Annotated in this window: 17 protein-coding genes; 2 read left to right on the forward strand and 15 right to left on the reverse strand. The window is 66.6% G+C overall.

Annotation, left to right across the window (positions count from 1 at the left end):
- Positions 1–266: 266 nt before the first annotated feature.
- The 12 genes from ACI48D_RS19335 to ACI48D_RS19390 all read right to left on the reverse strand — a co-directional run bounded on the left by ACI48D_RS19335 (position 267) and on the right by ACI48D_RS19390 (position 16,944).
- Complete coding sequence (locus ACI48D_RS19335; RefSeq protein ID WP_435572874.1) at positions 267–1,022, reverse strand: WecB/TagA/CpsF family glycosyltransferase; 756 nt, start codon at positions 1,020–1,022, stop codon at positions 267–269.
- A complete protein-coding gene (locus ACI48D_RS19340) occupies positions 1,000–2,229 on the reverse strand; it encodes a glycosyltransferase family 4 protein (protein ID WP_435572875.1) in 1,230 nt (409 codons plus the stop codon). Before ACI48D_RS19340 ends, ACI48D_RS19335 begins: the two co-directional genes overlap by 23 nt.
- 4 nt (positions 2,230–2,233) lie before the next feature.
- The gene (locus ACI48D_RS19345; protein WP_435572876.1) at positions 2,234–3,328 is read right to left on the reverse strand and encodes a GNAT family N-acetyltransferase; all 1,095 of its coding nucleotides are present in this window, start codon (positions 3,326–3,328) and stop codon (positions 2,234–2,236) included.
- Entirely contained in the window at positions 3,325–4,455 is a 1,131-nt protein-coding gene (locus tag ACI48D_RS19350) for a GNAT family N-acetyltransferase (RefSeq protein WP_435572877.1), read from the reverse strand. The genes ACI48D_RS19345 and ACI48D_RS19350 overlap by 4 nt, the downstream gene beginning before the upstream one ends.
- 365 nt (positions 4,456–4,820) lie before the next feature.
- The gene (locus ACI48D_RS19355) at positions 4,821–5,411 is read right to left on the reverse strand and encodes a hypothetical protein (protein WP_435572878.1); all 591 of its coding nucleotides are present in this window, start codon (positions 5,409–5,411) and stop codon (positions 4,821–4,823) included.
- A gap of 25 nt (positions 5,412–5,436) precedes the next feature.
- Entirely contained in the window at positions 5,437–7,539 is a 2,103-nt protein-coding gene (locus tag ACI48D_RS19360) for an ATP-binding protein (RefSeq protein WP_435572879.1), read from the reverse strand.
- A gap of 111 nt (positions 7,540–7,650) precedes the next feature.
- On the reverse strand, positions 7,651–8,355 hold the full coding sequence (locus ACI48D_RS19365; protein WP_435572880.1) for a response regulator: 705 nt from the start codon (positions 8,353–8,355) through the stop codon (positions 7,651–7,653).
- A gap of 65 nt (positions 8,356–8,420) precedes the next feature.
- Positions 8,421–12,722, reverse strand: a complete 4,302-nt coding sequence (locus tag ACI48D_RS19370) for a two-component regulator propeller domain-containing protein (protein ID WP_435572881.1) — start codon at positions 12,720–12,722, stop codon at positions 8,421–8,423.
- A 117-nt stretch (positions 12,723–12,839) separates the two neighbouring features.
- Positions 12,840–14,615: a gamma-glutamyltransferase gene (ggt, locus tag ACI48D_RS19375; RefSeq protein WP_435572882.1), complete on the reverse strand. Its 1,776-nt coding sequence runs from the start codon at positions 14,613–14,615 to the stop codon at positions 12,840–12,842.
- Between the two features lie 104 nt (positions 14,616–14,719).
- Positions 14,720–15,487, reverse strand: coding sequence for a 3-hydroxyacyl-CoA dehydrogenase (locus ACI48D_RS19380; protein WP_435572883.1), 768 nt, complete (start codon positions 15,485–15,487; stop codon positions 14,720–14,722).
- A 196-nt stretch (positions 15,488–15,683) separates the two neighbouring features.
- A complete protein-coding gene (locus ACI48D_RS19385; protein ID WP_435572884.1) occupies positions 15,684–16,472 on the reverse strand; it encodes a hypothetical protein in 789 nt (262 codons plus the stop codon).
- Positions 16,473–16,557: 85 nt separating this feature from the next.
- Entirely contained in the window at positions 16,558–16,944 is a 387-nt protein-coding gene (locus tag ACI48D_RS19390) for a VOC family protein (RefSeq protein ID WP_435572885.1), read from the reverse strand.
- 140 nt (positions 16,945–17,084) lie between these two features.
- On the opposite strand from ACI48D_RS19390, the gene ACI48D_RS19395 reads away from it, so the two are divergent.
- Both ACI48D_RS19395 and ACI48D_RS19400 read left to right on the forward strand, forming a co-directional pair.
- Positions 17,085–18,383, forward strand: coding sequence for an acetyl-CoA hydrolase/transferase family protein (locus tag ACI48D_RS19395; RefSeq protein WP_435572886.1), 1,299 nt, complete (start codon positions 17,085–17,087; stop codon positions 18,381–18,383).
- A gap of 126 nt (positions 18,384–18,509) precedes the next feature.
- Entirely contained in the window at positions 18,510–19,046 is a 537-nt protein-coding gene (locus ACI48D_RS19400; RefSeq protein ID WP_435572887.1) for a DsbA family protein, read from the forward strand.
- 54 nt (positions 19,047–19,100) lie between these two features.
- On the opposite strand, the gene ACI48D_RS19405 is transcribed toward ACI48D_RS19400, so the two are convergent.
- The 3 genes from ACI48D_RS19405 to kdsB form a co-directional block, all read right to left on the reverse strand.
- A complete protein-coding gene (locus tag ACI48D_RS19405) occupies positions 19,101–21,275 on the reverse strand; it encodes a sodium-translocating pyrophosphatase (protein WP_435572888.1) in 2,175 nt (724 codons plus the stop codon).
- 186 nt (positions 21,276–21,461) lie between these two features.
- Positions 21,462–22,118, reverse strand: coding sequence for an adenylate kinase (gene adk, locus ACI48D_RS19410; RefSeq protein WP_435572889.1), 657 nt, complete (start codon positions 22,116–22,118; stop codon positions 21,462–21,464).
- 148 nt (positions 22,119–22,266) lie between these two features.
- The gene (kdsB, locus tag ACI48D_RS19415) at positions 22,267–23,019 is read right to left on the reverse strand and encodes a 3-deoxy-manno-octulosonate cytidylyltransferase (protein ID WP_435572890.1); all 753 of its coding nucleotides are present in this window, start codon (positions 23,017–23,019) and stop codon (positions 22,267–22,269) included.
- Positions 23,020–23,024 lie beyond the last annotated feature (5 nt).

A 23,024-nucleotide genomic window follows, 5' to 3' on the forward strand; every position in this document is an offset into this window, starting at 1 on the left:
TCAACTCGAACGTCTACACCAGCACCAACGTGAACGTGTTCGGCCGCTACTGGGACGGCAGGTCGGCCGGTGTCACCACCAGCTTCACCGGCTGGAAGGCCTGGTCCGGCCAGGACCAGAACTCGACCATGCGCGCCCGCGCCAGGCCGCACGGCGAACACGGCCGGCCCAGGTAAGGATGTTCGGGCACAATCCTGTTCGGCTGTCCTGGCCGCACGCGCGAGCGGCACGGCACCATACGGCATCAGGTCTTTTCGGCGGCGCGGTCAAAGGCGCGACTGTTCCTGGACTTCGGGATCGTGTCGCATCTTATGGTGCGTCCACCTGCTGCAGATGAGCTGCGCGGCGATCCTGACGACGAACAGGCTGTTGGTCACCAGGTAACGGCGCATCAGTCTGCGCGGTTCGCAGGCGAGACGGTAGAGCCATTCCAGGCCATGTCGTTGCAGCCACAAGGGTGCGCGTTTCAGGGTGCCGGAGTGATAGTCGAAGGCGGCACCGACCCCGATCATCAATGCGTTGACGTTGCCGCTATGTGCCGCCATCCATTTTTCCTGTTTCGGACAGCCGAGTCCGACGAACACGACGTTGGGACCGCTTCGGTTGATTTCGGCCACCGCGGCTTCGTCGTCAGAGGCTGGCGAATGGAATGGCGGCGAGTGCATCCCGACCACGACGATGCCCGGGAAGTCACGCGCAATGCGCTCGACCAGCCTCGACAGGGTCGTCTCGGTGCTTCCATATAAATAGACGCGATGTCCGAGCGCTTTCGCCTTGTGCAGGTAGCGCCACATCAAATCGGGTCCGGCAATCCTTTCCTGGCCCGGAAAGCCGAGCCGCCGCAAAGCCCACGCGATCGGCGCTCCGTCGCAGGTCGCCATGTCGGCGCCGCCGAGTGCGCGCTGGAATACCTGGTCGCGCGTTGCCGTGACGACGGAGTGCACGTTGCAAATGCAGATGTAGCGGGACGTACGCGCCGAGCCCCACTTCACGACCTGCTCAATCGCTTCGTCCCAGGCCAAGGCATCGATCCAGGTACCGAGGATTCTTTCTCCCTTGCGCAGGATGCCCTCTTCCACGCGTAGCGGCGATAGCGTCTTCATAGATATCCATTAGAAGTTGGTAGTTGATCGAAGCCGTGTACTTGCTTTCGTAATCGGCACGGGCCGCTTCACCCATCGCTTGCAAGCGCTCGGGATGCGCCCTTGCCCAGTCGATCTTTGCTGCAAGGTCCGCTGGATTACCCGGCTCGGCCAGCAGTCCGGTTACGCCATCGCGAACGATGTCCGCCATCGCACCGAGGCGACTGGCGATGACCGGCAAGCCATGTGCAAATGCCTCCAGCACCGTCATCGGCATCTGTTCATGACCTGTGCTCGGCAATACCAGGAAAGCTGCCGACCGCATTTGTGCGGCAACCTCATCGCTTGCCAGCAATCCGAGGTGGGCGTCGCCGACCTGCGTCGCGACCGCGCCCGCGCATGGACCGTCGCCGACAATGCGGATATCGGCATCGTCCAGGATGCGCATTGCGTCCAGCAGCACCTCGATGCCTTTCTCCACCGACAGACGGCCGACGAATAATCCCCCGCGCCTGGCCGTGTTCCGGCCCGGCGCAACGCTGACGTTGACGAAATTCGGTTTGATGCGGATGCTGGCCGCGGGCAGTCCGCCTTCGATGAAGCGGCCGCGGGCGAATCCGCTCAAGGCGATGTAGCGCGTGACCTGGCGCCGGTAGGTACCGATCATCGCGTGCGCGCTCGTCACCCCGGCAAGCAGCGACGACTGCAGCGCCGAGCCCCGGTAGCATCGTCTGGTCACGGCACGCCAGGGCTTTTTGTTGAGGCAGTCTTCGCATACCTTGCCGTTGCGCAGGAAGGTACCCTGTGGGCACAACAGCCGGAAATTGTGCAGGGTCTGGACAAGCGCGGCCCCGTAGCGTGCGGCCGCCCAATACACCGAAGGAGAGACCACGAAAAACGTGTTGTGGACGTGGATGACGTCCGGCGCGAATAGCGCGCAGATGTTCTCGATGTCTTGCGCTGTCCGCCGCGACCAGATTGCCGACAGTCCTGCCCTCGCGTGCCCTGCATCGAGCAGCTCGTCATTGCTGCGCCAGTAGGTTCTGACCTCATGACCATGGCGGCGCAATAATGCAACCTCGGCCCGGACGACGGCGTCCTCCCCTCCAGCCTGCTGGTAAGCGTTATGGACGAACAGGATTCTCATACGCTCACCTTGGCGTGTTGCGCTTCAGCCGATACCATTGGTCCAGCAAGGGCTTTGCGATCCGGGCGCTCGGCCGCTCCGGCGCGGCGGCAGCGAGCAGGCCCAGCTTGAGACGGCGCCAGCAGGCCCGCTGCCAGCCGAGCAAGGCGGTTCTTGCGCACCGCACCGCATCCATCCGGGATCGGTAGACCACGATATCGTTCAGTTCGTGCTGGACACTCCTGAGCCGCCTCTTCCAGACGCTCGGTCCCCAGAGAAAATGGAATTCCCTGCCTCCGCGTAAGATGGCCGCGCAGACCGTCAGGTAGATACACACCACGCCTGGGCTATAGGCATCGAAGTCGGGGTCATGGGCGACCACATGCATGAAATAGTTCCTGCCGACCCGCGTGCAGATGGCTCCCGCGCAAACACGGCCGTTCGCACAGATGACGCCGACGAAACCGTGCGTGCCGACGACTTCCCGCAGCCACGCCTGTTGTGCTTCATCCAGCCGCGCAGCAGGATCCTTTCCATTCGTCTTGAGCCGGATGATGTCTGTGATCACCCTATCCATGTTGGCGCCATGCTCATGGATAGTGAAGCTGAATCCGGCGCTTTCCCGCTCCAGCTTCCTCTGCTTTCGGCGCAGGGTGGTAGCCGATGAGGTTCCCAGGCGTTCCCAATAGGCCTCTACGGTCGCCGGCAGGCTCAGTATGAAATCTTCCGAGGCCCGGAGCTGTTGATAAGGAAACAGGAATCCTGAAATGTCCGTCTCGACGGACACGAACTTGATTGCCTGCACGCTGCCATAACGTGCGAAGACAGACGCAACGAACTGCTCTATCTCCGAGGTTTCGAGCGGAATTGCCGAATTCAGGACGACGACATGGCGGCCCTTTACCTGGAACAGGAAAATCGTGCGGACCGCCGAACCTTCCCGCACGACGTAGGTATTCGTCGCCGCTTCGCCGACATGCTCCGCAAAGGTAGAAGAAAACGTGTTCTGGTACAGATGCTCCATTTGTTGACGGGCAAACGGCGGCACCTCGTTCTCATAAAAACTGATGTCCGGGGTCCCGACCGGCGATGAACACGAGCGAACCGGGCCGGTATTCACAAGACCTCCGACTTGAAGGCCCGCCAAGCGCGGATGGCCCGGGCGACAGTTTTCGCGGCGACACCATCCTTGAACTCGCAATCCAGCAAGGCGAAGCGCGTTTGCAACACGTGACCGCGAACTGCCGTGTCAATCAGCGTAGGGAGATGCCGCATCGAAGCCGCATAGGAGCGATATACCTCCAGGCGGTCGTATTTTCGCGATTTCCCAAGCAAGCAATATTTGTAATGCAGGCGGCCGCCCATCAGGTTCACTTCGCTGGCGCCACGCCGTATGCACTGCGCAGCGGTCCAGTGGCAGCACAACAGTCCGAGGCTGAACTCGTCATAGGCACAGTCATGACCGGAGGCCAGCATGTAATAGCCGTTGCCGACCCGGCAGCAGACACTCGCTGCAGCGATCTTGTCGTCGATGGACACGACACCGGCCAGCCCCCCACGCATCGCCAGCAAGGCCAGTCTCCGACTATCCTCGTCCCGGTACGTCGATTCCTTGCCCTTCTGCACCATCCGTGCGCGGTTGAAGGCGATGACAAGCGCTACCAGGTCTTCATTGATGTCAGCTCCTTCGCGCACCTCGTAGCGATAGCGAGGGTGCCGCAAAGCAAGTGCTGCGCTCCGTCGCCGGATATTTTTGCGTGTCTCCTTGCCGACCTGCGCCATATAAGCGTCGGCCGTGTCGAAAAACGGTATCACGATGTCTTCGGCACAGAAGAAGCGCTGATAAGGATAGGCAAGATCAAGCCTGTCCATGTGGAGGCCAAAAAATACGATCCGCGTTATTTCGGAAAACCGCTCGAAGATGTTTTGCACGAACAAGCTGACGTCTGCCGCCGCAATTCTCATTTGCTGGTTGAGAACCCTGACCACATTTCCTTCGATCTGGAAAAGAAGCGTGCTCCGAATTTCACCCTTGCTCAGGGAAATATAGCTCCACACGGGGCCGTTAAGATTTCCGGTCAGACGCATCTGCAATACCGATGCATGTAAGGCCGCATATTCCCGGTCGATCTCATCGGAAATATATTCGGGTATGCCGTTTTCGTGGCACTGAATCTGCACCGATGTATTACGCCCAGCGTCATCGCAGGTTCCAGAACCGAGTTGCCATTGCATATGAAGTTCCATACCTGATTTTCCGTTTAGCCATGTATTTATAGTAGCTACCCGGATTGGGTCGCGGAGGCGAGTTCATCAGCGATTGATATAGATCAAAGCTCCGTGAGCAACGGAGCAACGGCAGAATCAGGCACTGCCGTAAAGCAGAAAACCACAAGGGAAATAGGCAGAATGTTTGATATATATCAAAAACAGTCCGACTAAAAATAAGGATTTCACCCGCCGCGACTTTATTCGTGCAGCGACGCCTTGCAAAGGCCGATCCGAATTCGCCAGGAAAACCGGGGAGGTAAGCGATGATTCCAGGGTGATGGCATGCGCAAATCCGACTTCAGGCCGGTACTTTGCCGGCAGCGCCGGTAACGATGGGGAGCTTAGTGGACCTGCCGGAATTCCACCACCCATACCAGCGGATTCGCCTCCCAGCTGCCGTCCCCGTTGATCCGCTCCCACACGCCGCGATAGGCCTGCACCGGATCGTCCAGCGTACCCGGCACGATCCCCTCCGCCAGCGCATCTCCCGGGCTGATCTCCTGCAGCCGCTCGACCCGCACCCCGACAATCTCCAGCACGATCCGGCTCGCAGCGCGCGGCATGAACAACGCCGGCCGTTTATGCCAGGCCGGTGCCGCGCCCGCTTCGCGGCGGGCGTGCGGATCGGCGCCGGCCCCCTCGTCCGCCTCGTAGCGCCAGGCCAGGCCGGATTCCCGCGTCATGTCGACGAAATACCGCTCCTCGCGGCCCTTGCCGGCATTGAAGCGGGTCTCCCAGCGTCCGAAGGCGAAGAAGGTCTCGCGCACCCACAGGCGGTCGCCGGGCTGGCCGAAACGCTTGCGTGCGGATCCGGGCGCGCGGTGCTGGGCGCGCCGCGTTTGCGTCTTGGTGCCGGCCAGCAGCGCGCGCACCATCGGGCCGGAGAACAGGATGCTGCGTCCGGCCGGGCCGGCGTGAGGTTCGGTGAGCATGTGGGGAAGCGTGCGTACCGAGCAATCAGGCCGGTACCTCGTCGGCCGCGCCGCTGTTCGCGCCTGCGCCGGCGGCAGTCGGCGCCAGCATGTTGCCGACCTTCTCGACCAGGGCGGCCATGGCGAAGGGCTTGGTCAGCAGCTCCATCTGCGCCGGCAGGGTTTCGTTGCGCATCACCGTGCTCTCCGCATAGCCGGTCACCAGCAGCACCGGGATCTGCGGCCACAGCATCCGCACCTGGTCGGCCAGCTGGCGGCCGTTCATGCCGTTCGGCAGGCCGACGTCGGTCACCAGCATGTCCGGGCGGCCGCCGCGCCCGCGCTCCTGCAGCTGGCGCAGGGCCTGCGGCGCGTCGGCCGCTTCCAGCACCGTGTAGCCCTGCAGGCGCAGGACTTCGGCCATCACGGTGCGGATGTCGGCCTCGTCGTCGACCACCAGCACCATGCCCTTGCGGTTCGGCGCCGGCAGCGGCGCATCGCCATCGGGCGTCGAGGGAGCCGGCGCTTCGGCAACCAGGCGCGGCAGCAGCATGCGCACCTCGGTGCCCTGCCCCGGCGCCGAGTCGATGCGGACCTGGCCGCCCGACTGGCGCGCAAAGCCGTACACCATCGACAGGCCGAGGCCCGTGCCCTGCCCCATCGGCTTGGTCGTGAAGAATGGGTCGAAGGCGCGCGCCAGCACGTCCGGCGGCATGCCGGCGCCGCTGTCGCGCACCGTCACCAGCACGTACTCGCCGGGTTTGAGATCGCCGTAGCGGCCCGCCTGCAGCGGCGCGATCACCGCGTTCTCGGTCTCGATGACGATCACGCCGCCTTCCGGCATGGCGTCGCGCGCATTGTTGGCCAGGTTCAGCAGCGCGCTCTCGAGCTGGTTCGGGTCGCACAACGTGGTCCACAGCGCCGCCTGCAGGCGCGTGCGCAGGGTGACCGACGGTCCCGCCGATCGCTTGACCAGGTCGTTCATCGACATCACCAGGGCGTTCACGCTGGTCGGCTTCGGGTCGAGCGCCTGGCGGCGCGAAAAAGCCAACAGGCGGTGCGTCAGCGCGGCCGCGCGCTGGGTCACGCCGAGGGCGGCGTCGATGCGCGTCGGCAGGTCAGCGGTCTGGCCCATGCGCAGGCGCAGCTTCATCAGTTCGAGGTGGCCGGCGACGCCGGCCAGCATGTTGTTGAAGTCGTGCGCCAGGCCGCCGGTCAGCTGGCCCACCGCCTCCATCTTCTGCGACTGGCGCAGCGCATCCTCGGCCTGGCGCAGGGCGTCGGCCTGGTGTTTCTCGGCCGTGATGTCGCGCGCCACGCCGTACAGCAGCTCCCCTTCCGGCGAGATCGTCCACTGCACCCACCGGTGCGAGCCGTCCTTGTGCAGCACCCGGGTCTGGTAGCCGACCAGCGGCGCGCCCTCGGCCAGGATCCGCATGTGGCGCGCCACGTCGTCGCGGTCGTCCGGATGCACCATCTCCATGAACGGACGGGTGGTCGCCTCTTCCGCGCTCCAGCCGAAGTGTTCGGTGAAGGCCGGGTTGACGGTCAGGAAGCGCCCGGTCGCCAGCGAGGCCGCCGCCATCACGTCCGGCGAGATGCGCCACAGGCGGTCGCGGTCGACGGCATGCGCGGCCACCTGGTGGCTCAGGCTCTCGTTCAGGTGCCGCAGTTCGTCGATCGCGCGGACCTTGCCGGTGGTCTCGAACACCGTGCACAGGATCCCGCCCACGCTGCCATTCTCGTCGCGCACCGGACTGTAGGAAAAGGTATAGGACTGCTGCTCCGGATAGCCGTAGCGTTCGGTCGTCACCGGCAAGTCTTCGAAATAACTGGCTTCGCCGGCCAGGGCGCGCTCGGCGATCGGGCCGACCGTGTCCCAGGCCTCGCTCCAGACCGCGCGGAACGGCCGGCCCAGCGCGGTCTTGGTGCCGAGCAGCGGGGTATAGGCGTCGTTATGAAAGCTGATGAGCTCCGGCCCCCAGCACAGGAAGTTCGGGAACTTGGAATTGAGCACCGTGCTCAGCGTCGTGCGCAGGGCCGCGGGCCAGGCGTCGATGGGCCCGAGCGTCGTTGCCGACCAGTCGTGCGCGGCGATACGCTCTCCCATCAGGCCGCCGCCCGCGAGGAAGCCGAGAGGGGCACTCACCGCACTGTCCGTATAAATAATGCACTCATCCGGGGTATTTTAATGAGAAACATTTGCCGGACGGCGCGCAATTGGCACAGAGCACCAATTCGCTCTGTGCGGTAACGCGCCTTACATGGGCGCCAGGCGGCGCGTCGCGTCGGTCTGGCGCAGCACGGCGGTGCAGGCGGCGTCGAGCTCGCGGATCGTTCCCGCGGCCGGCAAGGGCAAGGCGGCGCGGGTCTCCAGCGCCGCGGCGGCGCCCGGCAGGCCGAGCGTGCGGCAGCCTTCGGCCAGGCGCTCCAGATGGGCGCGGGCCGCGTCTGCCTGGCCGGCGCCGAGGAGGCGTTCGAGGTCGGCGCCGGCGCCCGCCAGCTGGCGCTGCAGGCCGCCCAGGTAGAGCAGCAGGCGGGTGGCGTCGATGCCGAGCCGGCGCATGGTGAGCTCGGGGCTTTCATCCGGGCTGCCGCCGCCCTTGGCCAGGCTGGACAGATAGCCGCGCACCTTGTCGTCGTCGAAAGGCTTGACGATGTAGCCGTCGGCGCCGAGGCCAATCGCCCGCTCCATGGTGGCGCTGTCGGCGGCGGCCGAGACCAGCACGAACGGCAGGCTGGCGAAGCGCTCGTCGGCCTTGACCCGCGCCAGCAGCTCCATGCCGGACAGGCGCGGCATGCGCAGGTCGCAGAACAGCAGCGCCGGACGGGCGCCGGCGTCCAGCTGGCGCCAGGCCTCTTCGCCATCCTCCGCTTCCAGCACGTCATAGTTGCCGGCGCTGTCGATCATGTGCATCAGCATCATGCGCGACACCACATCATCGTCGACCACCAGGACTTTCATCGCGCCACCGCCATTCGAACTATTGTCATGAAGCAAATTATACATAGCCCTCGGGGGCGCACGATTCACGCCGTGGTTTCTTCGAAACGTATCAGCAGGCCCAGCAGGTCCGGCAGGCGAGCCCGTACCAGCTCCAGGCGGCCGCCGTCGGCTTCCCGCTCGAGTTCGCCGCACAGCTGGTCCAGTTCGGCTTCGCCCAGGTAGCCGGCGCTGCCGCGCATGCCGTGCAGCAGGCGGCCGCAGGCCTCGGCGTCGCCAACCGCCAGGGCCGTGTCGAGCTCGCTGCGGCGGCGCGGCAGGTCGGCGGCGAAGGCGGCGCGCATCCGGCCCTTCAGGTCGCCGACGCGGCGCCCGACATTGGCCGCCGCGCCCGCCGTCGGTGCCGGCGACGGGCCGGCAAGCGGGGGCGGACCGGTAAACACGCCGAACATGGCGTCCAGGTCGGCTGTGCTCGGCGGGACCGCCGTCGCGGGGCTGTCCGCGGGCATGCGGGCTTCGGGCAGCAGCAGCGGCTGCAGTTCCACGCCGCGCCGCAGCTGGCGCTCGATCGCGCGGCTCAGGTGAAAGTGCAGCTCGGCCTCGTCGATCGGCTTGGCGAGGAAGGCGTCCATGCCGCAGGCCAGGTAGCGCGAGCGGTCTTCCTCGCTGGCGTTGGCGGTCAGTGCCACGATCATCAGGTGCTGGTCCAGCACCAGCGCGCCGGGCGGGCCGCCGGCGCGGATCAGGCGCGTGGCGGTGGCGCCGTCCATCTCGGGCATGCGGCCGTCCATCAGGACCAGGTCGTAGCGGCTGCGCGCGCAGGCCGTCACCGCCAGCTGGCCGTTCTCGACCACGTCGACCTGGTGGCCCAGCTCTTCCAGCATCATGCGCACGATGATCTGGTTGGTCGGGTAATCCTCGGCGCACAGCACGCGCAGGCGGTGGGTATGCGGCTCGCGCGGCACCTGCGCCAGCATCGGCGGCTGCACGCCGTCGGCCAGCGGCAGCACGAAGCTGAAGGTGGAACCCAGGCCGGGCGTGCTGGCGGCGCCGATGGTGCCGCCCATCAGCTCGACCAGCTGGCGGCAGATTGCGAGGCCGAGCCCGGTGCCGCCGTAGCGCCGGGTCGTGGTGGCATCGGCTTGTTCGAACTTCTGGAACAGGCGCGGCAGCGCGTCAGGCTCGATGCCGATGCCGGTGTCTTCGACCGAGAAGCGGATCATGTTGCGCTTCAGTAGATCGACCTGGTCATCCGGGCGGCGCTCGACCCGCACGGTCACGGTGCCGCTCCCGGTGAACTTGAAGGCGTTGCCGACCAGGTTGACCAGGACCTGGCGCAGGCGGGTCGGATCGCCGACCACGAAGCGCGGCAAGTCCTTGTCCAGGCGGACCGCGAAGCCCACGCTGTGGGCGCCGGCCTGCTCCTCGAACAGGGTGACCACGTGCCCGATGCTCTCGTCGAGGGCGAAGTCGATGTTCTCGATGGTCAGCTTGCCGGCCTCGATCTTCGAGAAATCCAGCAGGTCGTTGATGATCGCCAGCAGCGACTGGGCGTTGGCCTGGCCGCGCAGGATCTGCTCGCGGGTCGAGTCGCGCAGCAGGCCGTCGCGCAGGGCGAAGCCGAGCATGCCGATCACCCCGGCCAACGGGGTGCGCATCTCGTGGCTCATATTGGCCAGGAATTCGGATTTCTGGCGCGTGGCGTCCTCGGCGCGCTGCTTGGCCAGGTACAGGCGCTCCTCGTTTTCCTGCAGGGCGCCGTTGGCGCGTGCCAGCTCGTCGGTACGGCGGCGCACCTGGCGCTGCTGCTCGCGCAGCTCGGCGGTCTGGCGCTCCAGCAGGCGGTTCTGCTGCTCGATGCGCTCGGTGCGCGCGCTGACCTGGTGCTCGAGCAGTTCCTTCTGGCGCCGCAGCCCGTCCACGCGGATGCGGAAGATGCCGTAGCCGATGCCGGCCACCAGCAGCACGACCAGCCCGCGGAACCACCAGGTCTTCCAGTATGGCGGCAGCACCTTGATCTCGAAGCTGGCCGGGGCGTCGCTCCAGACCCCGTCCTTGTTGGCGGCGCGCACCTGGAACACGTAAGTGCCAGGATCGAGGTTGGTGTAGGTGGCGAAGCGCTTGCCGGCGTCGACCGTGATCCAGTCCTGGTCGAAGCCGGCCAGGCGGTAGACGAAGCGGTTGCGCTGCGGCGCCGCGAAGTGCAGCGCCGAGAACTCCAGCGAGAACACCGAATCCGAGGCCGGCAGCGTGATCCCGGCGGCGCGCTCGATCGGCCAGGAAGCCAGGCCCGGATGGCGCTTCTGCACCGGCTCGCCGAAGATCTGCAGGCCGGTGATCACGGCGCGCGGCGCGATCAGGTTGTCGTGCAGGGCGCGCGGATGGAAGGCGGTGATGCCGTTGTTGCCGCCAAAGTAGAGAGTGCCGTCGGGCGTGCGCAGCGCCGAGGCGTCGAAATACGCGCCCTCGATGGTGCCGTCGGCGGCGTCGTAGTTGCGCCAGCTGCCGCTGGCCGGGTCCAGGCGCGCGATATTGCTCGATGTGCTGACCCAGATCCGGCCGTCCTGGTCTTCCAGCATCGCCGCCACCGCGTCGTCGCTCATGCCGTCGTTGCTGGTGTAGCGCTGGAAGCGCGGGGTGCCGTCGCGGCCCACCACCATCTTGTTCAGGCCGACCGCGGTGCCGACCCACAGGGTGCCGTTGTGGTCTTCCATCAGGTAGTGGACTTCGTCGTGGCTGAGGCTAGTGGCATCGCCCGGATCGTGGCGGAAGTGGCGGAACCTGCCGGTCGCGCGGTCGAGCAGGTCGAGGCCGTCGAAGGTGCCGATCCACAGCCGGCCCTGGCGGTCTTCCAGCATCGGCCGCACCACGTTGTCGGCCAGGCTGGCCCCGACCGCCGGATTGTGCTGGTAGGTGGTGATCTTGCCGGTCCTGGGCTCCCGCTTGTGCAGGCCGCCGCGGCTGGCGATCCACAGCACGCCGTCGCGCGCCACCATCAGGTTGCGCACGAAGTTGGCGTCGACATCGCCGCCAGCCAGCACCTGCCGCGTCAGGCGGCCGCTCTTCGGGTCCAGGTGGGCCAGGCCGTTGCGGGCGCCGATCCACAGCGTGCCGTCCTGGTCCACGGCGACCGCGGTGGCCATCGCGTCGCCCGAGGTGCCGGCCTCGCCCGCGGCCAGCCGCCAGGTCTTTTCCTGCCCGGTGGCCGGATCGAAATGGTGCAGGCCGCCGTTACTGGCCAGCCACAGCTTGCCGCCGGCATCGAAGGCAATGCCGCGCACCTTGTTGTCGTTGAGGGTGATCGGCAGGTCGGGGCCGCGCACGATGCGCGCGAAACCGCCGCCGCCGAGGTCGGCGCGCGACACGCCGCCATACCAGGTGCCGACCCAGAAGGTGCCGACGCGGTCGCCGTACAGCGCCGAGACCTGGTTGTCGCCGAGGCTGTAATGGTCGGTGATGCGGTGCGGATGGTGCTCGAAGCGGCCGGCGGCCGGTAGCCAGCGGAACAGGCCGCGGTCGTGGCTGCCGACCCAGACCTGGCGCTGGGCATCCTGGTACAGCGTGCTGATCTCTCCCTCGGGCATGCCGTCCGCCTCGCCGAAACGGACCGCCGGCTCCGCCCCCTCCTGCCCCTTGTCGCCGGCGCCGGGCGCGCGGCGTTCCAGTCCGCCCACGCTGCCGATCCACAGCCGCTGGCTGGCGTCGAACAGCAGGGCCTGGATGACGTCGAACTTGCCGCCCCGCGCAGATGGATGGTGGGTGAAGCGCATCAGGTCCGGCCCCAGGCTGTCCAGGCCGTTGGATGTGCCGACCCACAGCCGGCCGCCCGTGTCCAGCGCCAGCGAAGACAGCTTGTCCGAGGCCAGGCTCTCGTCCACGCCGGGCACGTGGTGCCAGGTCGCGAAGCGGCCGGTGGCGATGTCGAAGTGTTGCAGGCCGTCGCCGGTGGCCAGCCACAGGCCTTCCTTGCCGTCGTCGATGATGGCGCCGATGCGGCGGTTGCCGTTGCCGCGCTTGGCCGGCTCGTCGGGCTGGAAATTCGAGAAGCTGGCGCTTTCGGGATGGTAGAGGGCGAGGCCGCCGTCGGTGCCGATCCACAGCCGGCCCTTGCGGTCGACGTGGAGCACGCGCACCCAGTTGTTGACCAGCGACTTCGGGTCGCCGACCACGTTGCGGAAGTTGGTGTAGCGGTAGCCGTCGTAGCGCGACAGGCCCGACTGGGTGCCGAACCACATGAAACCGTCGAGGTCCTGGACGATCGCCAGCACCGATTCCTGGGCCAGGCCCTCCTCCACCGACAGGTGCTCGAAGCGCAGCGTCGGGGTCGGCGCGGCGAACGCCGTCCCGCCCGGCAGGCAGGCCAGCGCCAGCAGCAGCAGCGCAAGCATCGACAGCGTCCACAGGCGCCGCAGCGGGCGCCCGACTAATCCATGTTTAATATCCACCGGGCAAGAGTAGCAAAGTCTGCCCCTGCCAGGTGGAATAAATACATTTTTGCTATCGTTTTAGTCGCCTTTTGCCACACCTTCGCGACGCGGATCGGCGCCGCCGAACCACAGCGGCACGCCGTGGATCTCCATGCGTTCGATGCCGTGCAGCCCGGAATTCTGCTCGCCGATGCGGAGCACGTGGCCGCGCGCCTTCAGCTGTTCGATTTCCGCGGCCGGGAAGCGCCCCGCTTCCAGCTCGGTCGGACCGTTGCGGCTGCCGAAATTCGGCAACGCGATCGCCTCCTGCATGTTCAGGCCCCAGTCGAGGGTGCCGACCAGGACTTTCGCCACGTAGTTGATGATCAGCGGGCCGCCCGGCGAGCCGATCGCCTCGACGAAGCGACCGGTCTTCTTGTCGAAGACGATGGTCGGGCTCATCGCGCTGCGCGGGCGCTTGCCCGGCTCGACCCGGTTGGCGATCGGTCCGCTGGCGTCACGCGAATCGAAGGAAAAGTCGGTCAGCTGGTTGTTGAGGATGAAACCGTCGACCATCTGGCGCGAGCCGAAGGCATCCTCGACGCTGGTGGTCATCGACAGGCCGGCGCCGTACTTGTCCACCGCAACGAGGTGCGACGTCGAATGCGCCTCGATCGAATTGTCCAGGCCCCAGTTCCAGGCGGTTTCGACGCCCGGCGGGTTGCCGGCCTCGGCCTTGCCCATCGAGCGCGGCCCGATCAGGCTGGCGCGCTTGGCGAGATAGTGCTTGTCCAGCAGGGCCGGAATGCCGCGGCCCGGCAGCGGCACGAAGTCGGTGTCGGCGGCGTAACGGTCGCGGTCGGCATAGGCCAGGCGCCCGACTTCCGAGAACACGTGCACCGCGTCCGCACCCGGGATGCCGTTGGTGGGCGCGAGCGCCTTCATGTCGCGGGTCTCGAGCATGCCCAGCATCTGCGCCACGGCGATGCCGCCCGAGGACGGCGGCGGCATCCCGCACACCGTCCAGGCGCGGTAGTCGTTGCAGACCGGTTCGCGCAGCTTCGGGCTATAGGCGGCGATGTCGGCGGCGGTGAGCAGGCCCGGATTGGTCGGGTGGCTCTTGACCTTGGCTTCGATGTCGCGTGCGATGCGGCCCTTGTAGAAGACATCGGCGCCGCCCTCGGCGATCTCGCGCAGGGTGCGCGCCAGCTCCGGGTTCTTCAGGATGTGGCCGACCGGCCAGGGCTTGCCGTCCGGGCCGTAGAAATAGGCGCGCGCGGTCGGGTCCTTGCGGATATGCGGGTCCCATGCCAGCAGGCCGTTCAGGCGCGGGCTGACCGCGAAACCGTTCTCGGACAGGCGGATCGCCGGCCCGAACAGGGTCTTCCAGGGCAGCTTGCCGTGCTGGCGGTGCGCCAGCTCCAGCATGCGCAGCACGCCGGGCGCGCCGGTCGAGCGGCCGCCGACGATGCCCTCGAGGCGCGACAGCGGGGTGCCGTCCGGATGCTGGAACAGGTGCTCGTCGGCCTTCGAGGGGGCGGTCTCGCGGCCGTCGAAGGCTTGCACCTTCTTGCCGTCGTAATACATCAGGAAGGCGCCGCCGCCGATGCCCGAAGACTGCGGCTCGACCAGGGTCAGCACCAGCTGGGTGGCGATGCCCGCGTCGATCGCGCTGCCGCCCTGCTTCAGCATCTCGTAGCCGGCCTCGACCGCGAGCGGATTGGCGGCCGCCACCATGGTGTTGCGGGCGGCCCAGCCGGCTTTTTCCTGGTAGCCGGTGGCGGCTTCGGGGGCGCGCTGGAGTAAATCCTGGGCAAGAACGGGGAGTTGGACGCTGGCCAGGACGGCCGCGAGGGCAAACAGTTTCAACTTCATCGGATCTCCGGAAAAAAACAGGCGTGCGGCCATCGTTGTTGCCGACCTGCACGCCCGATATCACGGAGCATCCTACATCAAATGAGCAATTTGCTCACAAGATCTTACTTTGGCTGCATGCGAATCGCGCCGTCCAGGCGGATCGTTTCGCCGTTGAGCATGGTGTTTTCGATGATGGTCTTCGCCAGGTGGGCGTATTCGCCAGGCATGCCGAGGCGCTGCGGGAAGGGCACCATCTTGCCCAGCGCATCGCGCACTTCCTGCGGCATGCCCATCAGCATCGGGGTTTCGAAGATGCCGGGGGCGATGGTCATCACGCGGATGCCGCTGCGCGACAGGTCGCGCGCCATCGGCAGCGTCATGCCGGCCACGCCGGCCTTCGAGGCGCCGTAGGCGGCCTGGCCGATCTGGCCGTCGAAGGCCGCGACCGAGGCGGTGTTGATGATCACGCCACGCTCGCCGTGCTCCAGGGCCTCCGTCTTGCCCATCGCGTCGGCCGCCAGGCGGCACATATTGAAGGTGCCGACCAGGTTGATGTTGATGGCGCGCTGGAAGGCGTCGAGCGGGTGCGGGCCGTCCTTGCCGACGGTCTTGATGGCGGGCGCCACGCCGGCGCAGTTGACCAGGCCGCGCAGGGTCCCCATCGAGGCGGCGGCTTCGACCACGGCCAGCCCGTCCGCTTCCGAGGTCACGTCGCACTTCACGAAGCGGGCGTTCGCCGCGCCCAGTTCGGCGGCCAGCTTCGCGCCGGCTTCCGCCTGCACGTCGGCCAGCACGACCTTGCCGCCGGCTTCCACGATCATGCGCGCGGTGGCCGCGCCCAGGCCCGACGCACCGCCGGTCACGATGAATATGTTGTCTTGAATCTGCATTGGTGTCTCCTCCAGGCTTGAATGAAGAGCGCCTAACAACCCCCATGGCGGCGTTGCATCGTCTCGCCGTACTGGCGTACGGCGATGCGTCGGGAGGCCGCATCCCTTGCCCTGCGGGTTTGTTAGACGCGCCAAATAACGTTTACGTAAACGTCAACTCCTGGATTGTAGCGAGCTTCCGGCACAAATACCATGGCTAAAAGCATTGCACGGTGGTGCCGTTGCTGCTGCACAGGCGCCCACTGCTGCTGACGCCGGTGCCGGTCGGGCCGAGATTGTAGGTGCCGCCGGCGGCGTCGCGGCAGGCGTTCCCGACGCAGGAATTCAGGGGTGCCAGGCTAGGCACGACCGGCTGCGGCGCCTGGGCCGGCACCGGGACCGGGACGGCGCCATAGCCGATGGCCGCCGCTTCGCCGCTGTCCAGCGGGCGCGGGGCCAGCGGCCCGGCCGGCTGCCAGGCTTCGCGCCGGCGCTGGGCCTGCTTCGACTGTTTCTGCTTCTGCCGGGAAGCTTGCGACTGCTGCTGCGGCGCATCGCGCGTCAGGCTGTCGGTCTCGTCATGCACCTCGGCCGGATCCTTGCGCGCCGGATTCGTGGATTGCGGCTGGCGCGGGCCGAGGACCGGGCCATAGCTGAGCGGCGGCTGCGTGCTGCCGGCCGGGCGGGCGCTTTTGTCGCCGGCAGCGGCGGCATTCGGGTCGGTCGACCGCGCGGGCCGGGCGGCATCGCTGTGGCCGGCCGCTTCGTCGGCCACGCCGGCATCCTGGTTGGCCCGCTCCGTGCTTTGGTTCCGGCGCCCGGTGGCGGCGCTTTCCTCCTTGCGCAGGTAGGATTCGGCTTGCTCCCGGGCCTGCTGTGCCTGCTGCGCCTGCTGCGGGCTCTGCACCTGCGGCTGGACCTGCGCCTGACTTGCCTGTGCTGCCGGAACCATGCCGGCAAGCAGCGCGGACAGCGCCATGGCGCCGAACGATCCGATCTGTTTCATGGCTCACCCCGATAGCTGGATGAGTGCATTATCGGCCGCGCCGGTCCGGGCCGGCGCGCGGCTGCCCCGGTCCGGCTGATTGGCCTCACTGGCCCGGCGGCGGCTCCCACAGCTCGACCTTGTTGCCTTCAGGGTCGATGACCCAGCCGAACTTGCCATATTCGCCGTCTTCGCTCTTGTCGAGCACCTGGCAACCCTCGTCTCGCAGGGCCTGCAGCAGCGCGGCCAGGTCGGCGACCCGGTAGTTGATCATGAAGGGCGCGGTACTCGGCGCATAGAGGGTGGTGTCGGATGCGTTGATCGACCAGACGGTCATGCCGCCGGCCGGCTTGCCCTCGTCGTCGGTCCAGGGGAAGGCGGTGCCGCCCCAGTCCATCACGTCGATGCCGAGGTGCCGCTTGTACCAGGCGCGCAGCCTCACCGGGTCCTGCGCGTTAAAGAAGATACCGCCGATGCCGGTGACGCGCTTCATACATGCCATCCAAAAAAGTTGTCGGTTTAAAACTGTTTTACTCTAGCATAGGCTGTCAATTTCCAGTCAGCTTGCGCGATTACGCTGCTATGCTGGACCGGAGTACAGCATCAAGACGACGATAACGACAGGAGACCGCAATGCAGAATCTGCAGCAGATGTACCAGTCGAAACGCGGCAGCGCCCTCGACGCCCTCGATCACTTGCTCGACGGTGACATGATCATCGTGCCGACCGGGGTCGGCGAGCCCCCTACCCTGCTGCACGCGCTGTCCGAGCAGCACCGGCGCTTTGCCGACATCAAGGTCGCGCAGATCCTGGCGATGCGCAAGTACGGCTACTTCGAGCGCGAATGCCGTGACCACGTGCGCCACGCCTCGCTGTTCTTCGGCGGCGCCTCGCGCACCGGCGGCCAGGGCGGCTGGTGCGACTTCATCCCCAACTATTTTTCCGAGATCCCGGCGCTGATCGAACGCGGCCTGATGCCGGCCGACGTCGTGTTCGCGATGGCATCACCGATGAGCCCGCACGGCTGGTTCGCGCTCAGCCTGGGCACCGACTACACGATGGCGGCGGTCGCCAAGGCGCGCGTGGTGGTGCTCGAAGTGAACACTAACGTGCCCTTCACGCATGGCCAATGCCACGTCCACATCTCGCAGGTGACGGCCCTGGTCGAGAACGACGACCCGATCCTGGAAGTCGGCCTGCCGAAGATCGGCCCGGTGCAGGAAGCGATCGGCGCGCTGGTGGCCGAACACATCGAGGACGGGTCGACCCTGCAGATCGGCTACGGCGGCATCCCGGACGCCGTGGTGATGCAGTTGACGGGCAAGCGCGACCTCGGCATCCACACCGAGATGATCGGCGACGGCATCCTCAAGCTGGTCGAATCCGGCGCCGTCAACAACAGCAGGAAGACCCTGTTGCCGGGCAAGATGGTCGCCACCTTCGCGCTCGGCTCGCGCAAGCTGTACGACTTCATGCACCAGAATCCGATGCTGGAGATGCACCCGTCGAACTTTACCAACGACCCTTATGTGGCCGGCCAGAACGACAAGCTGGTGTCGATCAATGCCAGCCTGCAGGTCGACCTGCTCGGCCAGTGCGGCAGCGAGAGCATCGGCCACCTGCCCTATTCCGGCACCGGCGGCCAGGTCGACTTCGTGCGCGCGGCGAATCGCTCGCGCGGCGGCAAGTCCTTCATCGTGCTGCCCTCGACCGCGAAGGACGGCACGGTGTCGCGCATCGTCCCGATACTCTCGCCCGGCACCCATGCGACTACCAGCAAGAACGACGTCAACTACGTCGTCACCGAATGGGGCGTGGCCCAGCTGCGCGGCAAGTCGGCCAAGCAGCGCGCTCAGGCACTGATCGCGATCGCGCACCCGGACTTCCGTCCCTGGCTGCGCGAGGAGGCCGACAAGATGTGTGTCTTCTAGAGCTTCCAAAAACCGCTCACGGCAAGGGATGCGGTTTGTAGAAGCTCGATTGGTTCCTTCCCGAAACTCGCGGCGGCGATCCGGCGCGCATGCCATGATGCGGCCATCGCGAACACAGGAGGAACGATGAACCGAGTAGACGAGATCGGCCCGGACGAGCACGTGCGGGGCCCACAGGATGCGGCGCTGACGCTGATCGAATATGGCGACTTCCAATGCCCCTACTGCGCGCGGGCCCACGCCGCGCTGAGCGAACTGGCGGACGAGGTGGGCGCGCAGTCCGGTGGGATTCGCCTGGTGTACCGTCACCTGCCGCTGGCCGACTTCCACCCGCTGGCCGAACTGGCCGCCGAAGCGGCCGAGGCCGCGGCCGCCCAAGGCAAGTTCTGGGACATGCACGACATCCTGTTCGAACAGCAGCGCCAGGTCATGGACAAGCAGGACCTGGTGGTACTGGCGGAAAGCCTGGACCTCGACCTCGAACGTTTTCGGGCCGACGTGACGGAGCGGCGCCATCGCCCACGGGTGCAGCGCGACCTGGAACGTGCCCACCACGACGGCGCCGGCCGCACGCCGAGTTTCTTCATCAACGGCGTACGCCACCAGGGAGATTCCGATCGCGAATCCTTGAGGCAGGCGCTTCAGGAGGCGCAGGAGCGCTGATGGCGGTCGCGGGCAGTGCGCTGCTCACGCCTTAGGTGGGCAGCGCTGCCACTCTCACCGGGCCGGCGGATGCGTGGAGCTGCCTACGCCGGCCGCGCCCACCCTGGCAGCCGCTGGCGTGGACACGGCCACGGCCGGGGCCGAGATTGGTGGCGGGCTTTGCATCATGTGCGGCTCCGTCACCGCCAGCCATCCCCCACCCGCCGGCAGCAGCGGGACCAGCAGCAGCGCGACGATGTTGATGATCTTGATCAGCGGGTTCACCGCCGGCCCGGCCGTGTCCTTGTAGGGATCGCCCACCGTGTCGCCGGTGACGGCCGCCTTGTGCGCGTCCGACCCCTTGCCGCCGTAGTGGTTGTCCTCGATGTATTTCTTGGCGTTGTCCCAGGCGCCTCCGCCGGTGGTCATCGAGATCGCCACGAACAGGCCGGTGACGATGGTCCCCATCAGCATGCCGCCCAGGGCCACGGGGCCCAGCAGCATGCCGACTGCCACCGGCACCACCACCGGCAGCAGCGACGGCAGCACCATCTCGCGGATTGCCGAGGCGGTCAGCATGTCGACGGCCTTGTCGTATTCGGGCTTGCCGGTGCCGGCCATGATGCCGACGATGTCGCGGAACTGGCGCCGCACTTCGACCACGACCGCGCCGGCGGCCCGCCCCACCGCTTCCATCGCCAGCGCCCCGAACAGATAGGGCACCAGGCCGCCGATGAACAGGCCGACGATCACCATCGGATTCGAGAGATCGAAGCTGATGCGGGCGCCGCCCGCCTCCAGCGCATGCGTGTAGTCGGCGAACAGCACCAGTGCCGCCAGCCCGGCCGAGCCGATCGCATAGCCCTTGGTCACGGCCTTGGTGGTGTTGCCGACCGCATCGAGCGGATCGGTGACGGCACGCACGCTGTCCGGCAGGCCGCTCATCTCGGCGATGCCGCCGGCGTTGTCGGTGATCGGGCCGTAGGCGTCCAGCGCGACGATGATCCCGGCCATCGACAGCATGGCGGTGGCGGCGATCGCGATGCCGTACAGCCCGGCCATCGCAAAGGCCAGCAGGATCGCGGCGCAAACCGCCAGCACCGGGTAGGCGGTCGCCTTCATCGACACGCCCAGGCCGGCGATGATGTTGGTGCCGTGGCCGGTAGTCGAGGCCTCGGCGATGTGCTGCACCGGACGGAACTCGGTGCCGGTGTAGTACTCAGTAATGTAGACCATCGATCCGGTCAGCAGGATGCCGACCAAAGCACAGCCCAGCATGCGCCAGCGCATGGCGTCGTCCGGCCAGACCAGCCAGGTAATCACGGCGAAGCCGATCAGCGACAGCCCGGCCGACCACCACAGTCCCGTGTACAGGGCCGACATGATCTTGTGCCCCGGCCGGTTCTTGACCAGCGAACAGCCGATGATCGAGGAAATGATCGACACCGCGCCCAGCAGCATCGGATAGATGACCGCGGTACCGCCCATCGCCGGCACCATGAGCGACCCCAGCAACATGGTCGCCACCAGGGTCACGACATAGGTCTCGAACAGGTCGGCCGCCATGCCGGCGCAGTCGCCGACGTTGTCGCCCACGTTGTCGGCGATGACGGCGGGGTTGCGCGGATCGTCCTCGGGAATGCCGGCCTCGACCTTGCCGACCAGGTCGGCGCCGACGTCGGCGCCCTTGGTGAAGATGCCCCCGCCCAGGCGCGCGAAGATCGAGATCAGGGAGGCGCCGAAGGCCAGCCCGACCAGTGGCTGGATGGTGTCGTGCGGCGACAGCGACGGGTCGGCGCGCGCCACCAGGAACCAGTAGAACAGCGACACCCCGAGCAGTCCCAGCCCGACCACCAGCATGCCGGTGATGGCGCCACCGCGGAAGGCGACGTGCAGGGCCTGGTCCAGCCCGCGTGACGCGGCCTGGGCGGTACGCACGTTGGCGCGCACCGAGACGTTCATGCCGATGAAACCGCAGGCGCCGGACAGCAGCGCCCCGGCCAGGAAGCCGGCCGCGGTCAGTCCGCCGAGGAGGAAGAAGATGGCGACCAGCAGGACGATGCCGACGATCGCGATGGTACGGTACTGGCGCGCCAGGTAGGCCGACGCGCCCTGCTGGATGGCCAGCGCGATTTCCTGCATGCGGCCGTTACCGGGATCCTGCTGGAGGACCCAGCTGCGCGACCACAGCCCGTAAAGTACTGCGATGACGCCGCATACGACGGCGAAGCCCAGCTGTGTGGATGCCATATCGTCTCCCCTCGTCCTTCGATCAAGTAACAAGCTGCACGTTGTGCTGCATACTGCGAAACGTTGATCCTGATACTGGACGGATGGCGACATGTCATCCGGAGCCAACGGGCGGCGCGCACGATGCGTGACGCGCGCCCGGAAAACTCTGGCGGCCCGCGGCGGCCGCTGCCTTATTTGGCCAGCTTACTCGGCCAGCGCGGCGAACGCGGCGTCGCGCACCTGCTCGACCGGGCCCACGCCCGAGATCTTGCGGTACTTCGGCGCGCCCGGCAGGCCCGATTGCGCCCACTTGTTGTAGTAGCCGAGCAGCACTTCGGTCTGGGTATGGTACACCGCCAGGCGCTTCTTGACGGTCTCTTCCTGGTCGTCGTCACGCTGCACCAGCGGCTCGCCGGTGACGTCGTCCAGGCCCTCGGCCTTTGGCGGATTGAACTTGACGTGGTACACGCGGCCCGACGGCTGGTGGGTGCGGCGGCCGGTCATGCGCTCGACGATCATCTCGTCCGGCACGTCGATTTCCAGCACGTAGTCGATGTTGACGCCGCTTTCCTTCATGGCGTCGGCCTGCGCGATGGTGCGCGGGAAGCCGTCGAACAGGTAGCCGTTGGCGCAATCGGCCTCTTTCAGACGCTCCTTCACCAGGCCGATGATGATGTCGTCCGACACCAGCTGGCCCGCATCCATCACTTTCTTCGCCGCCATGCCCAGCTCGGTGCCGGCCTTGATGGCCGCACGCAGCATGTCGCCGGTGGAAATCTGGGGGATGTTGTATTTTTCTTTAATGAAATTTGCCTGGGTGCCCTTACCGGCACCGGGGGCTCCTAAAAGAATGAGACGCATGAAGGGTTTCCTAAAAGGTGGTGATGCATATTTGACTAGCTATATCCGGAAGTTACCACAAAAGCAGCACCCAACGCCACTGCCAGGGAGCGATCGCAGGGCTTGCTTGAGGTGGCACAGACCGGCCACCGCGATGTTTCCACCCGGATCAAGACGCGAAGTAAGTGCGTACCCGCTCCAGGTCTTCCGGCGTATCGACCCCGGCCGCCGGGGCGCTGTCGGTGACATGCACCGCGATCGGGACGCCATGCCAGAGCACACGCAGCTGTTCCAGCGCTTCGATCGTTTCCAGCGGCGACGGTTCCAGCTGCGGGTACTGCTGCAGGAAAGTGTTGCTGTAGGCATACAAACCGATGTGGCGCAGCGGGGCATAGCCGGCCGGCAATTGGTCGCGGTTTTGCGCGAAAGCATCGCGGTGCCAGGGAATCGTGGCGCGCGAGAAGTACAGGGCGCGCCCGAGCTTGTCCAGGACGACCTTGACCACGTTCGGGTTGAAGGCGTCGAGCGCGTCGTGCAGCGGATGTGCGCAGGTGGCCATCGGCACGCCCTGCCCGATGCGGGCCGCGCAGGCCGCCAGCAGGGCCGGGTCGATCAGCGGCTCGTCGCCCTGCAGGTTGACCACCACGGCGTCGCCGGGCAGGCCGAGGGCGCGCGCGACTTCGGCGATACGGTCGGTGCCGGACGGATGATCGGCCCGGGTCATGCAGGCTTCGATGCCGTGCGCGGCGCAGGCGGCAAGGATGTCGGCATGGTCGGTGGCGACGACGATGCGCGCGGCGCCGGATTCACGCGCGCGCTCGGCCACGCGCACCACCATCGGCTTGCCGCCCAGGTCGGCCAGCGGCTTGTTCGGCAGCCGGGTCGAGGCCAGGCGCGCCGGGATGATGACGATGAAGCTCATCGGAT

Source organism: Massilia sp. LXY-6 (assembly GCF_051233485.1).
In the GTDB taxonomy this organism is placed as follows: domain Bacteria; phylum Pseudomonadota; class Gammaproteobacteria; order Burkholderiales; family Burkholderiaceae_D; genus Telluria.

Coding starts and splice junctions, on each gene's coding strand:
- ACI48D_RS19390 (WP_435572885.1), bottom strand. CDS start 16,944: ATGAAGCGCGTCACCGGCATCGGCGGTATCTTCTTTAACGCGCAGGAC.
- ACI48D_RS19355 (WP_435572878.1), bottom strand. CDS start 5,411: ATGCTCACCGAACCTCACGCCGGCCCGGCCGGACGCAGCATCCTGTTC.
- ACI48D_RS19395 (WP_435572886.1), top strand. CDS start 17,085: ATGCAGAATCTGCAGCAGATGTACCAGTCGAAACGCGGCAGCGCCCTC.
- adk (WP_435572889.1), bottom strand. CDS start 22,118: ATGCGTCTCATTCTTTTAGGAGCCCCCGGTGCCGGTAAGGGCACCCAG.
- ACI48D_RS19350 (WP_435572877.1), bottom strand. CDS start 4,455: ATGGAACTTCATATGCAATGGCAACTCGGTTCTGGAACCTGCGATGAC.
- ggt (WP_435572882.1), bottom strand. CDS start 14,615: ATGAAGTTGAAACTGTTTGCCCTCGCGGCCGTCCTGGCCAGCGTCCAA.
- ACI48D_RS19385 (WP_435572884.1), bottom strand. CDS start 16,472: ATGAAACAGATCGGATCGTTCGGCGCCATGGCGCTGTCCGCGCTGCTT.
- ACI48D_RS19365 (WP_435572880.1), bottom strand. CDS start 8,355: ATGAAAGTCCTGGTGGTCGACGATGATGTGGTGTCGCGCATGATGCTG.
- ACI48D_RS19370 (WP_435572881.1), bottom strand. CDS start 12,722: ATGCTTGCGCTGCTGCTGCTGGCGCTGGCCTGCCTGCCGGGCGGGACG.
- ACI48D_RS19400 (WP_435572887.1), top strand. CDS start 18,510: ATGAACCGAGTAGACGAGATCGGCCCGGACGAGCACGTGCGGGGCCCA.
- kdsB (WP_435572890.1), bottom strand. CDS start 23,019: ATGAGCTTCATCGTCATCATCCCGGCGCGCCTGGCCTCGACCCGGCTG.
- ACI48D_RS19340 (WP_435572875.1), bottom strand. CDS start 2,229: ATGAGAATCCTGTTCGTCCATAACGCTTACCAGCAGGCTGGAGGGGAG.
- ACI48D_RS19405 (WP_435572888.1), bottom strand. CDS start 21,275: ATGGCATCCACACAGCTGGGCTTCGCCGTCGTATGCGGCGTCATCGCA.
- ACI48D_RS19380 (WP_435572883.1), bottom strand. CDS start 15,487: ATGCAGATTCAAGACAACATATTCATCGTGACCGGCGGTGCGTCGGGC.